Below are 11,382 nucleotides of genomic sequence, written 5' to 3' on the forward strand. Positions count from 1 at the left end.
AGACGGAGGCCGACCGTGGCGGCACTGATCGAGGACTACGCGGTCATCGGTGACCTGCAGACCGTCGCGCTGGTCTCCAGGAGCGGCTCCATCGACTGGCTGTGCCTGCCCCGCTTCGACTCCGGCGCCTGCTTCGCCGCGCTGCTGGGCGACGAGGACAACGGCACCTGGCGGATCGCCCCGGCCTCCGCCTGGGACGAGGAGCCGTGCACGCGCCGCTCGTACCGCGAGGGCACCCTGGTGCTGGAGAGCGTGTGGGAGACCCGCGACGGCACCGCCAAGGTGATCGACTTCATGCCGCAGCGCGATCGCGCACCGGACGTCATGCGCATCGTCGAGGGCGTGCGCGGACACGTCGCCATGAGCAGCGAGCTGCGGCTGCGCTTCGACTACGGACGGGTCGTCCCCTGGATGCGCCGCACCGACGGCCACCGCGTCGCGATCGCCGGTCCGGACTCGGTGTGGCTGCGCACCGAGCCGCAGGTGCCCATGTACGGCCGGGGCTTCGCCACCCACGCCGACTTCACCGTCGCCGAGGGCGAGCGGATCGCCTTCGTCCTGACCTGGCACCCCTCCCACGAGAGCCGGCCGCGCCTGATCGACCCCTTCCGGGCACTGGAGCAGAGCTGCGCGGACTGGGAGTCCTGGTCGGCCAAGTGCCGCTACGACGGTCCCTGGCGGGACGCGGTGCTGCGCTCGCTGATCACCCTCAAGGCGCTCACGTACGCGCCCAGCGGCGGCATCGTCGCGGCGGCGACCTCCTCGCTGCCCGAGGAGATCCGCGGGGTGCGGAACTGGGACTACCGCTTCTGCTGGCTGCGCGACGCGACGCTCACCTTGAACGTGCTGGTGGAGACCGGCTACCTCAAGGAGGCCTACCACTGGCGCGACTGGCTGCTGCGTGCCGTCGCCGGCGACCCCGCCGACCTGCAGATCATGTACGGGCTGGCCGGTGAGCGCCGGCTGCCCGAGGAGGAACTGGACTGGCTCGCCGGGTACGAGGCGTCCCTTCCGGTGCGGACCGGGAACGCCGCCGCCAAGCAGCTCCAGCTCGACGTCTACGGCGAGGTCCTGGACTCGCTCTTCCTCGCCCGCAGCTTCGGGCTGCGCGACGAGCCCCACGCCTGGGCGGTGCAGCGCACGCTGATGGACTTCCTGGAGTCCAAGTGGCACGAACCCGACGAGGGCCTGTGGGAGGTGCGCGGCGACCGGCGGCACTTCGTGCACTCCAAGGTGATGGCCTGGGCGGCCGCCGACCGCGCGGTGCGCACCCTGGAGGGGCAGCCGCACCTTTCCGGCGACGCGGACTCCTGGCGGGCGATGCGCAGCGAGGTGCACCGGGAGGTGTGCCGCAAGGGCTTCGACCGCGAGCGCAACACCTTCACGCAGTACTACGGCTCCAAGGAACTGGACGCGGCGACCCTGCTGATCCCGCAGGTGGGCTTCCTCCCCGTCACCGACAGCCGGGTGGTCGGCACGGTGGAGGCGGTGCGCCGCGAGCTGGACCACGGCGGCTTCGTACGCCGCTACACCCTGGAGGACAGCAGCGTGGACGGGCTGCCCGGCGGCGAAGGCGCCTTCCTGGCCTGCTCGTTCTGGCTCGCCGACGCGCTGCACCGGATCGGCCGCACCGACGAGGCGCGCGAGCTGTTCGAGCGGCTGCTGGGCCTGCGCAACGACGTCGGCCTGCTGGCGGAGGAATGGGACCCGGTCGACCGGCGCCAGCTGGGCAACTTCCCGCAGGCGTTCAGCCACATCGGCCTGGTCAACACCGCGCTCACCCTCTCCGGCTGCGATGGGGCACGATGACGCCATGGATCTCGGGCTGAAGGACAGGGTGTACGTCGTCACGGGCGGGACCCGCGGGCTGGGCTTCGCCGCCGCGCGGGAACTGGTGGCCGACGGCGCGCGGGTGGTCGTCAGCGGCCGGCACGAGGAATCGGTGGCCGCCGCCGTCGCGGCGCTCGGCGGCGCGGAGCGGGCGACCGGCGTCGTGGCGGACAACGCCGGGCCCCAGGCGCCGGAACGGCTGGTCGCCGCCGCCCGCCGGGCGTTCGGCAGGCTCGACGGTTTCCTCATCAGCGTCGGCGGGCCGCCGGCGGGCGGCGCAGACGTCATCGGCGACGACCAGTGGCGTGACGCGTTCGAGTCCGTCTTCCTCGGTGCCGTACGGCTGTCCCGGGCCGCCGCCGACGAGCTCGGCGAGGGCGGCGTCATCGGCTTCGTGCTCTCGGGCTCGGTGCACGAGCCGATCCCGGGGCTCGTGGTCTCCAACGGCCTGCGGCCGGGCCTGGCCGGCTACGCCAAGAGCCTGGCCAACGAACTGGGACCGCGCGGCATCCGCGTGGTGGGGCTGCTGCCCGCCCGGATCGACACCGACCGCGTCCGCGAGCTCGACGCCCTCACCGGGGACGCGGACGCCGCCCGGGCCCGGCTCAGCGAGCGCATCCCGCTGCGCCGCTACGGCACCCCGGAGGAGTTCGGACGTACCGCCGCCTTCCTGCTGTCGCCGGCGGCGTCCTACCTGACGGGGGTCATGCTCCCGGTGGACGGCGGGGCGCGCGGCGGCTTCTAGCGGGTGCGTCCGCCGCCCCGTCCGCGGCCCCGTCCGGCGCGCCGTCCGTCGCACAACGGCTCGGTCAACTGACGCGGGCCGCCCGGTGGCTGACCGCCCGCAGGCGCGCCTCGGCGGGGAGCAGGGGGAGGCCGGCGCTGACGCGGGCGCGGTCCAGGACGGCGGAGTCGAGCCCGGCGAGGACGTCGCCGGGGACGGCGTGCGGGGACAGCGCGAGCTGCAGCCGGGCGCGGGGCGCGGTGGGCGTGCCCATGAGCGCGGTGGTGGCATGGTCGACGCCGTGGAGCTGCTCGGCGTCGGCGGCGATGATCTCCTCCAGTGCGCGGCCGCGCAGCAGGGCCACGCCGTCGTCGTCGGCGTCCACCGCCAGCCGGCGCAGCCTGCGGTCGCGCACCTGGGCGAGCAGCCACCACAGGGCGCCCAGCACGAGCAGGGCCAGCACGCCGATCACCACGGGCCACCACCATGAGGAGTCCTCGTAGCGGGTCCGGTCGCCCTCGCTGAGCAGTACATCGTCCCGCCCGGTGTACGGACGGCGCAGCAGGCCCGTCGCGGAGCACAGCACGACGGCGCCGACGAGCACCAGGGCCAGCCCGACGAGTGCGAGGACGACACGATTGACGGTGGCGCGCACCGCGCCTCACCCCTCTTCCATGCGGCGGACGTGCAGCGCGAGGCCCAGCGGCCGGGCCAGGCCCAGCTGTTCCATGGCGTCGGCCAGGGAGGAGGCCAGATCGGCGCGGACCGCCTCCGTCTCCCGGAAGGCGATCACGGCGCGCACGGTGGCGGTACGGCGGGTGACCGTGACGCGCGCCGAGCGCACCCCGGAGACCTCCACCGCGCGGTCGCGCAGCGTGAGTTCGGCGGCGTGGCGGTCGAGTCCGGCCCGTACGGGCGCCGTTCCGGCGCGCATGGCGAGCACGTCGCGCAGCCCCGGGGTGACGGCGAGGACGAGCAGCCACAGCCCGAGCAGGACCGCCACACAGGCCCCGGCGAGGATCCACGGGTCGTCCAGCGGGCGGGTGGCCAGTTCGTCCGCGAGGATCCGGCGCCAGGCCATCCCGGGCCGTCCGGCGCGCACCGCGGCGACGTCGTACAGCAGCAGCCCGGCCGCGGCGGCCAGGAGGGCGGCGGTGATCGCGGCCGGGAGGCGGCGCGCGGACCAGAAGCGCCGCGGGCGGGAGCCGTACGGCGGCCGTCCGGTCGGCGGCAGGGGTGCCGGGCCGAGGTCGCTCACCGGACCCTCGCCTCCTCCAGGATGTGGCTGGCCCGCGAGTGCAGCCGCTCGACCTCCACGGTCACTCCGAAGACCACGACGCCGGTCAACTCCTCGACCCGGGCCGCGACATGACGGCGCACCGCGCGGCACACCGCGGCGATGTCCACCGGGTAGCCGAGTTCGACGGAGAGCCGTACGTACACCTGCTCGCGGTGGACGGAGACGCCCGCCTGGGGGCGCGCCCCGCGCGGCACGTACTCCCTGCCGGGGGCGTCGGCGAGCGCCTCGCGGGCCGCCTGGGAGGCGATCTTCGCCAGCACGCGGTCGGCGAGGCGGAGCGAGCCGCGCTCGCCGGGGACGAGGGGCGGCGGAACGGAGGACGCCGGCGTCGGCACCGCGGCCGTCATCCGGGGGCTCACCGCCTGCGGTCACGGCTGCGGAAGAACTCCCCTGGCTCCAGGTCGCCGTCGAGGAACCGGCCGGCGACGAACCCGACGGCGCCGAGCGCCGCCACGAGCAGGAAGGCCGCGAACCCACCGAAGTACCCGGCGAATCCGAGCGCCATCCCGACGATCAAGCCGAGCACGGCCATGCTCATCGTCCGCTCCCTGTTTCCCGCCCGGGGCCCGTCACTGGACCCGCTGCTCCTGGTCGTCGTCGTCCGTGTCCTCGGGCAGCTTGACGTCGCCCACCGCGATGTTGACCTCGATGACCTCGAGGCCGGTCATCCGCTCCACGGCCGCGATGACGTTCTCGCGCACCCCGTGCGCGACCGCCACGATCGAGACCCCGTAGTCCACGACGACGTCCAGGTCGAGGGCGGCCTGCACCTCGCCCACCTCGGCCCGGACGCCCCGGGTCACGGACTTGCCGCCGGGCACCCGGTCGCGGACCGCGCCGAAACCGCGGGAGACCCCGGAGCCGAGGGCGTGCACGCCCTCCACGTCACGCGCCGCGAGCCCGGCGATCTTCTCGACCACGCCGTCCGCGATGGTGGTCCGCCCGCGCGTCGCGGGATCGCCCAGGGGCGCCCGCCGCTGCCCTGACGTGCCGTTGCCGGCCGGGCTGGTCCCCTTCTCCAGGGTCCGGCCCCGCCCCTCCGGCTGCTGCGCGGTGTCGGTCATCGCACCTCTTCCCTTCGGGATTCCGATGGCGGGAGCGGTACGGGCTGCTCCGTGCACCACACTATGTGGGCATGCCCCGTCGCGCCGTGAGGATGCAGCGATCAGGGCCAGGATGGCGGCCCGCGCGGACGCGCGCGGTGGAGGGAGACGACGGCCGATGACCGCGGACCGGCTGGCTCGTGCGGTACGCCGGCAGCTCGGGCACGGCCGGGTGCTCCCCCTCGGCGGGCCCGGGGACACGGTGTGGGTCACCGAGCGCGCGGCGGCCGGCGTGCTGCGCGCGGCCGCCGACGCGGTGCCCGGGATCCGCCTGGGCACCCTGCGCATCGGCACGGCTGAGGGACTTGACGGACCGGACGCACTGGACGCACCGGACGGACCACATGGCGGGGAGCCCGGGAACGCTGCGGCGGTGCTGCCGGAGTCGGCGCCGTCCGGGGCACTGCCGAGGCGGCCACTGCGGGTGGAGGCAGGCTTCGAGGCCACCCCGGAGCTTCCGCTGCCCGAGTCGGCCGGACGGCTGCGCGACGCGCTGTGGGAGGCGGCGACCGAGGTCGGTCTGGAGCCGGAGGCGGTCGACCTGACGGTCACCGGGCTGCTGGAGGAGGGCAGCCCGCCGGCGGCCCACCCCGCGGAGGCCGACGACCCGACGGAGGGCGGGCGGACCACCACCACCGCGGGCCGCGTCGCGGCCGCGGTGCCCGGGGTGGCCGGGCTGACCTCGCGGCTGGGCGGGCAGCGCCATCCGTCACAGGTGCAGATCGCGGTGGACGCGGGTCACCGCGCCCTGGACGTCGGGCGGGCGGTGGCCACGGCGGTGACGGCCGTGACGCAGGAGATCACGACCGTCGTGGTCACCGACATCGCCGGGCGCTGAGCCACTGGGGGACCCGGCCCGCGACACGGCGGCCGCGGAGCGGCGCGCGGACGCCGTCGGCGCCGGGCGCCCGGTCCGGCGTGCGCGCGCCCGGTCGGGGCGTTACTCCCCCACGCCCGCCAGGTCCCGCAGCCGGCGGCCCTGCGCGGCGCGTTCGGCCACCCGCTGCTCGTCGTACGAACGGCCGGCGGCCTCGCGGAGCAGGGCCTTGGTCTCGATCACCGCGTCGCGCGGCGCGGCCAGCAGGGCGCCCACCAGGTCCTTGACCGTGGCGTCCAGCTCCGCGGCCGGGACGGCGACGTTGGCCAGGCCGGTGGCGCAGGCCTCCTCGGCGCCGACGAAGCGGCCCGTGGCGCAGATCTCCAGCGCCCGGGCGTAGCCGACCAGTTCGGTCAGCGGCTTGGTGCCCGCGAGGTCGGGGACCAGGCCCAGGCTGGTCTCGCGCATGGCGAACTGCACGTCGTCGGCGACGACGCGCAGGTCGCAGGCGAGGGCCAACTGGAAACCCGCTCCGATGGCGTGCCCCTGCACGGCGGCGACGGTGACGACGTCGTTCCGCCGCCACCAGGTGAACGCCGACTGGTACTCGGCGATCGTGGCGTCGAGTTCGCCCTCGGGAGCGCGTGCGAGGTCGATGAACGACGGCTCGCCGTCGAAACCTTCAGGCGTGAAGGCCTGACGGTCCAGCCCGGCGGAGAAGGACACGCCCTCCGCGCGGAGCACGACGACCCGTACGCCGCCCGGGAGCAGACGACCGGCCTCGACCAGCGCCCGCCACATGGCGGGCGACTGGGCGTTGCGCTTGGCCGCGTTGCACAGCGTGACGGTGGCGACGGAATCCTCCGTCACGAGTCGTACGCCGTCACGTTCCAGCAACACAATGGGGTCGGACATCGGGCACCTCCTGGCGATCCGCAGTCTGGATTACCGAAGAGTAACCACCCGGTCGGCCGTTTCCGCGACCGGGTGGTGCTGCCACGACTCCGAGCCGCCGCACGGGGCGCCCGGCTGTGTCAGGCCGTGGAAACCTTCTTGCCCCGTGTCGCCCCGCCGCGACCGCGCAGGGTCACGCCGGACTCACTGAGCATCCGGTGGACGAAGCCGTACGAGCGGCCGGTCTCCTCGGCCAGCGCCCGGATGCTTGCTCCACCGTCGTACTTCTTCTTGAGGTCTGCCGCGAGCTTCTCGCGCGCGGCGCCGGTCACCCGGCTGCCCTTCTTCAGAGTCTCGGCCACCCGTGCCTCCTCTAGGGAAGTGCGCTCTGTGACTCTCATGATCACCCCTAGGAGACTTCCTGGCCACCCATTCGGCAAGGTCCGTGCGACAACATTTGGCGCGCCGTTGACGCGGACACCCGGCGCCGGACAAGTGGAATCCGGCATTCCGCCGGGCCGTCCCGGACTCCCTCCGGAGCGCGGCGGAGAAAAGGCAGGTCACCCGGGCCGGTAAGGAGTTTCCCCATGTGACGCGGCTGATCCATTCGTACGTCCGGTATTTCGCACGTTCCCGCGCCGGTGTACGAGCCGGTCTCACACAGATGAAGGATCACCCGTCGGCCGAATGATCCAGTGGAGTGATCCACACGGATGATCGGCCGCGGGCACCGGAAGGATCAGGCGAGCGTGACGAGGTCGGCGTAGTCCTGGCCCCACAGGTCCTCGACGCCGTCGGGCAGGAGGATGATCCGCTCCGGCTGCAGCGCCTCCACCGCGCCCTCGTCGTGGGTGACGAGGACGACCGCGCCCGTGAAGGTGCGCAGCGCGCCGAGGATCTCCTCGCGGCTGGCCGGGTCGAGGTTGTTGGTGGGCTCGTCGAGGAGCAGCACGTTGGCGCTGGAGACGACGAGGGTGGCGAGCGCCAGCCGGGTCTTCTCGCCGCCGGACAGCACGCCGGCGGGCTTGTCGACGTCGTCGCCGGAGAAGAGGAACGAGCCGAGGATCTTGCGGACGGCGACCAGGTCCATGTCGGGCGCCGACGAGCGCATGTTCTCCAGCACGGTCCGGTCGGGGTCGAGGGTCTCGTGCTCCTGGGCGTAGTAGCCGAGCTTGAGGCCGTGCCCGGGCACGACCTCCCCGGTGTCGGGCTGCTCGACGCCCGCCAGCAGCCGCAGCAGCGTCGTCTTGCCGGCGCCGTTGAGGCCCAGGATGACGACCCGGGAGCCCTTGTCGATGGCCAGGTCGACGTCGGTGAAGATCTCCAGCGAGCCGTACGACTTGGACAGGCCCTCGGCGGTCAGGGGCGTCTTGCCGCACGGCGCGGGGTCGGGGAAGCGCAGCTTGGCGACCTTGTCGGACTGACGCACCGCCTCCAGCCCCGACAGCAGCTTGTCGGCGCGACGGGCCATGTTCTGGGCGGCGACGGTCTTGGTGGCCTTGGCGCGCATCTTGTCGGCCTGGGCGTTGAGGGTCGCGGCCTTCTTCTCGGCGTTGGCGCGCTCGCGCTTGCGGCGCTTCTCGTCGGCCTCGCGCTGGGTCAGGTACTGCTTCCAGCCCATGTTGTAGACGTCGATCTGGGAGCGGTTGGCGTCCAGGTAGAACACCTTGTTGACGACCGTCTCGACCAGGTTGATGTCGTGGGAGATGACGATGAACCCACCGCGGTAGGTCTTGAGGAAGTCCCGCAGCCAGACGATCGAGTCGGCGTCGAGGTGGTTGGTCGGCTCGTCGAGCAGCAGGGTGTCGGCGTCCGAGAAGAGGATGCGGGCCAGCTCGACGCGGCGGCGCTGACCACCGGAGAGGGTGTGCAGCGGCTGGGCGAGGACCCGGTCGGGCAGGCCCAGGGCGGCGGCGATGGTGGCGGCCTCGGCCTCGGCGGCGTAGCCGCCCTTGGTGAGGAACTCGGTCTCCAGGCGCGCGTACTTCTTCATCGCGTTGTCGCGGGTGGCGCCCTTGCCGTTGGCCATCCGGTCCTCGTTCTCGCGCATCTTGCGCAGGACGGTGTCCAGGCCGCGGGCGGACAGGATGCGGTCGCGGGCCAGGACGTCGAGGTCGCCGGTACGCGGATCCTGGGGCAGATAACCGACCTCACCGGAACGCGTCACGGTGCCGCCGGCGGGCAGGCCCTCGCCCGCGAGCACCTTGGTGAGGGTGGTCTTGCCGGCGCCGTTGCGGCCGACCAGGCCGACGCGGTCGCCGCGGGCGATGCGGAAGGAGGCGGACTCGATGAGGACGCGGGCTCCGGCGCGCAGCTCGATGCCGGTGGCAGTAATCACGGGAAGAAGCTCCAGAACGTGGCGGACGGCAGTCGGACGATGTGGTCGCGGTGGGTCGCGGTCGGACGCCGTCTAATGCGTGAGGATCACTGCCATGTCTCCAGTCTACCGGGGGCGGCACGGGTCCCCGGCAAACGGTTTTCGGCCGGGCCGCGGGGCGGGCCCGGCCGGGGACCGCCCCGGGGGCCGCGACGGCGGGCGCGACGGGCCGGGTGGGACAAAGCGGCAGATAATCGTAGGTATGCAGTTCGACGACGACGCATCGCTCGACACGTCCCAGGTGGAGGACCGGCGAAGCGGCGGACGGTTCGGCGGCAGGCCGCGGGGCAAGATGGTGGGCGGCGGTCTCGCAGGGCTGATCGTCCTGGTGATCGGGCTGATCTTCGGCATCAGTCCCGACCAGCTGGGGCTCTCCTCCGATCCGCCGGGGCAGGCCCCGGGCACCACCTCGGGCTCGGACCTCGCCGCCGGCTGCCGCACCGGCGCGGACGCCAACGCCCATCAGGAGTGCCGCATGGTCGGGGTGATCAACAGCGTGCAGGCGTACTGGGCGTCGGAGTTCCGCAAGCGCGGCATGACGTACGAACCCGCGCCGACCGTCTTCTTCGACCAGCCCATCCGCACCGGGTGCGGGGTCGCGGACCCCGCGTCGGGGCCGTTCTACTGCCCCGTGGACCGCAAGGTCTACCTGGACCTGGACTTCTTCTCGACCCTGAGCAGCCGTTTCGGCGCGCAGGGCGGGCCGTTCGCCGAGAGCTACGTCGTCGCCCACGAGTACGGGCACCACGTGCAGGACCTGGTGGGGACGCTGGGCAAGGCGCAGGACCGGCTCACCGGCCCCGGCAGCAACTCGGTGCGCGTGGAGCTGCAGGCCGACTGCTACGCGGGGGTGTGGGCGCACAACGCCACGCGGACCCCGGACGAGGACACGGGCAGGCCGATGATCAGCGCGCTCGACGAGGAGGACATCCGGCGGGGGCTGGACGCGGCCGCGGCGGTCGGCGACGACGCGATCCAGTCCAGGGTCCAGGGCCGGGTGACCCCGGAATCCTGGACGCACGGCTCGTCCGCGCAGCGGCAGCAGTGGTTCACCACCGGACTGGACACCGGCGACCCCGGCGACTGCGACACCTTCCAGCGCTGACCGGCCGGAATGTCCGTGCGCGGGGCCATTGTCGGACCCCCCTGCCAGACTGGGATCCACGTCACACAGGACGTCAGGACGTCAGGGTCCCGGAAGGGGAGGGTGATCGTCATGGTCGGCAAGGAAACCGCGCCCACCGTCTACCCGACGCTGCGCTACAAGGACGCGAAGGCCGCCATCGCCTTCCTCAAGGAGGCCTTCGGCTTCACCGAGGTCGCGGTGCACCAGGGCGAGGACGGCGTCGTGGAGCACGCGGAACTCGCCTACGGCAACGGCGTGGTGATGCTCGGCAACGAGCGCTCGGGGACGGCTTTCAGCCGGATCGCGGCGGACCTGGGCGCCGTGTCGGTGTACGTGGTCGTGGAGGACACCGACGCCCACCACGAGCGCGCCGTCGCGGCCGGGGCCGAGGTCGTGCTGCCGCTCACCGACCAGGACTACGGGTCGCGGGACTACACGGCCCGCGACCCCGAGGGCAACCTCTGGTCCTTCGGCACGTACGTGCCGCGGATACCGGACGAGTAGGCCCTGCCGTCGCGGGCCCGTCGTCGTGGCCCTGTCGTCACTCTCCCCCGGTGTGCACCTGGAAGGCGGCCCGGCGGATCATCTTGGACAGGGCCGGGTCGGGGTGGGCGGCGGCGAGGGCGACCAGCACCTGGACGGTGCGGGGGTGACCCGCGTGGCGCAGCTCCTCCAGCAGGCGGCTGACCGAGCCCTGGACGGCCGTCTCGAGATGGCTCACCAGCAGGTGGCTCTCGCCGTGGTCGGCGACGGCCGCGGCGGTGTCCACCCACAGCCAGGTGGATTCCTCGCGGGTCAGCAGCGCGGCGACGTCCTCCGGGTCCCCGCCGTCGTGCTCGGCGAGCCACAGCAGCGCGTAGGGCCGCAGGCCTGCCTCGTCCACCACGACGCGCACGGCCGGCTCCGCCGGGCCGCCGACGACGCGCAGCGCCTCGAAGGCCAGGGCGCGCAGCAGGGCGTCGTCGCCGCGTGCCACGTCCAGGAACTCGCCCACCGCCTGGGCCACCGGGCGGGCCGCCAGCCAGGCCTTGTACTCGTCGCGGGCGGCACCGGGCGGCATCCCGATGCAGGCCTTGAGCATCTCCTCGGCGGAGTGCTCGAAGTGCCCGGCGGGGCCCTGCGCGGCCACGCAGATCTGCTCCAGCTTCACCCACACCGCCCAGCTGCCGAGCGCGGTGACGGTGACCTCGCCGGGGCGGGCGGGGTCGCGG

13 protein-coding genes and 1 pseudogene are annotated in these 11,382 nt (G+C 73.5%); 5 read left to right on the top strand and 9 right to left on the bottom strand.

Translation table 11 applies throughout. From position 1 onward, the window contains the following. Positions 1 to 15 precede the first annotated feature (15 nt). Together PV350_RS25235 and PV350_RS25240 are read left to right on the top strand one after the other, a co-directional pair. On the top strand, positions 16 to 1,809 hold the full coding sequence (locus tag PV350_RS25235; protein ID WP_499511137.1) for a glycoside hydrolase family 15 protein: 1,794 nt from the start codon (positions 16 to 18) through the stop codon (positions 1,807 to 1,809). A gap of 4 nt (positions 1,810 to 1,813) precedes the next feature. After that, positions 1,814 to 2,575 carry an SDR family oxidoreductase gene (locus PV350_RS25240; RefSeq protein ID WP_499511138.1) on the top strand — a complete coding sequence of 254 codons (762 nt, stop codon included), beginning with the start codon at positions 1,814 to 1,816 and terminating at the stop codon, positions 2,573 to 2,575. Positions 2,576 to 2,639: 64 nt separating this feature from the next. On the opposite strand, the gene amaP is transcribed toward PV350_RS25240, so the two are convergent. Genes amaP through PV350_RS25265 form a run of 5 tightly spaced genes read right to left on the bottom strand, consistent with a single transcriptional unit; the run spans position 2,640 to position 4,918 of the window. Then, positions 2,640 to 3,209 (bottom strand): alkaline shock response membrane anchor protein AmaP, encoded by a 570-nt coding sequence (gene amaP, locus PV350_RS25245; protein ID WP_499511139.1) that lies wholly within the window; start codon positions 3,207 to 3,209, stop codon positions 2,640 to 2,642. A gap of 6 nt (positions 3,210 to 3,215) precedes the next feature. Next, on the bottom strand, positions 3,216 to 3,812 hold the full coding sequence (locus tag PV350_RS25250) for a DUF6286 domain-containing protein (protein WP_499511140.1): 597 nt from the start codon (positions 3,810 to 3,812) through the stop codon (positions 3,216 to 3,218). Then, complete coding sequence (locus PV350_RS25255; RefSeq protein ID WP_500336256.1) at positions 3,809 to 4,201, bottom strand: Asp23/Gls24 family envelope stress response protein; 393 nt, start codon at positions 4,199 to 4,201, stop codon at positions 3,809 to 3,811. The genes PV350_RS25250 and PV350_RS25255 overlap by 4 nt, the downstream gene beginning before the upstream one ends. Before the next feature lie 8 nt (positions 4,202 to 4,209). Further along, entirely contained in the window at positions 4,210 to 4,392 is a 183-nt protein-coding gene (locus PV350_RS25260; protein ID WP_499511142.1) for a hypothetical protein, read from the bottom strand. 31 nt (positions 4,393 to 4,423) lie between these two features. Then, positions 4,424 to 4,918: an Asp23/Gls24 family envelope stress response protein gene (locus PV350_RS25265; RefSeq protein WP_499511143.1), complete on the bottom strand. Its 495-nt coding sequence runs from the start codon at positions 4,916 to 4,918 to the stop codon at positions 4,424 to 4,426. 157 nt (positions 4,919 to 5,075) lie between these two features. Between PV350_RS25265 and PV350_RS25270 the strand changes: the two genes are divergently transcribed. After that, complete coding sequence (locus PV350_RS25270; protein WP_499511144.1) at positions 5,076 to 5,795, top strand: hypothetical protein; 720 nt, start codon at positions 5,076 to 5,078, stop codon at positions 5,793 to 5,795. A 102-nt stretch (positions 5,796 to 5,897) separates the two neighbouring features. Here PV350_RS25270 and PV350_RS25275 read toward each other — a convergent pair whose 3' ends face one another. The 3 genes from PV350_RS25275 to PV350_RS25285 form a co-directional block, all read right to left on the bottom strand. Next, a complete protein-coding gene (locus tag PV350_RS25275; RefSeq protein ID WP_499511145.1) occupies positions 5,898 to 6,689 on the bottom strand; it encodes an enoyl-CoA hydratase/isomerase family protein in 792 nt (263 codons plus the stop codon). A gap of 119 nt (positions 6,690 to 6,808) precedes the next feature. After that, positions 6,809 to 7,030: a helix-turn-helix domain-containing protein gene (locus PV350_RS25280; protein ID WP_018560612.1), complete on the bottom strand. Its 222-nt coding sequence runs from the start codon at positions 7,028 to 7,030 to the stop codon at positions 6,809 to 6,811. Positions 7,031 to 7,407: 377 nt separating this feature from the next. Then, positions 7,408 to 9,006 carry an ABC-F family ATP-binding cassette domain-containing protein gene (locus PV350_RS25285; protein ID WP_499511146.1) on the bottom strand — a complete coding sequence of 533 codons (1,599 nt, stop codon included), beginning with the start codon at positions 9,004 to 9,006 and terminating at the stop codon, positions 7,408 to 7,410. 241 nt (positions 9,007 to 9,247) lie between these two features. Between PV350_RS25285 and ypfJ the strand changes: the two genes are divergently transcribed. Both ypfJ and PV350_RS25295 read left to right on the top strand, forming a co-directional pair. Beyond that, entirely contained in the window at positions 9,248 to 10,150 is a 903-nt protein-coding gene (ypfJ, locus tag PV350_RS25290; protein WP_499511147.1) for a KPN_02809 family neutral zinc metallopeptidase, read from the top strand. Positions 10,151 to 10,261: 111 nt separating this feature from the next. Then, a complete protein-coding gene (locus tag PV350_RS25295; RefSeq protein WP_499511148.1) occupies positions 10,262 to 10,675 on the top strand; it encodes a VOC family protein in 414 nt (137 codons plus the stop codon). A gap of 37 nt (positions 10,676 to 10,712) precedes the next feature. Here PV350_RS25295 and PV350_RS25300 read toward each other — a convergent pair. Beyond that, positions 10,713 to 11,382 (bottom strand): annotated as a pseudogene (locus tag PV350_RS25300) (hypothetical protein); the annotation flags it as partial.

The organism is Streptomyces sp. PA03-6a, assembly GCF_033792765.1.
In the GTDB taxonomy this organism is placed as follows: domain Bacteria; phylum Actinomycetota; class Actinomycetes; order Streptomycetales; family Streptomycetaceae; genus Actinacidiphila.

Bases quoted from the DNA above. Each gene is read 5' to 3' on its own strand.
- PV350_RS25270 (WP_499511144.1), top strand. From the start codon at position 5,076: ATGACCGCGGACCGGCTGGCTCGTGCGGTACGCCGGCAGCTCGGGCAC.
- PV350_RS25295 (WP_499511148.1), top strand. From the start codon at position 10,262: ATGGTCGGCAAGGAAACCGCGCCCACCGTCTACCCGACGCTGCGCTAC.
- PV350_RS25240 (WP_499511138.1), top strand. From the start codon at position 1,814: ATGGATCTCGGGCTGAAGGACAGGGTGTACGTCGTCACGGGCGGGACC.
- PV350_RS25265 (WP_499511143.1), bottom strand. From the start codon at position 4,918: ATGACCGACACCGCGCAGCAGCCGGAGGGGCGGGGCCGGACCCTGGAG.
- PV350_RS25275 (WP_499511145.1), bottom strand. From the start codon at position 6,689: ATGTCCGACCCCATTGTGTTGCTGGAACGTGACGGCGTACGACTCGTG.
- PV350_RS25255 (WP_500336256.1), bottom strand. From the start codon at position 4,201: ATGACGGCCGCGGTGCCGACGCCGGCGTCCTCCGTTCCGCCGCCCCTC.
- ypfJ (WP_499511147.1), top strand. From the start codon at position 9,248: ATGCAGTTCGACGACGACGCATCGCTCGACACGTCCCAGGTGGAGGAC.
- PV350_RS25260 (WP_499511142.1), bottom strand. From the start codon at position 4,392: ATGAGCATGGCCGTGCTCGGCTTGATCGTCGGGATGGCGCTCGGATTC.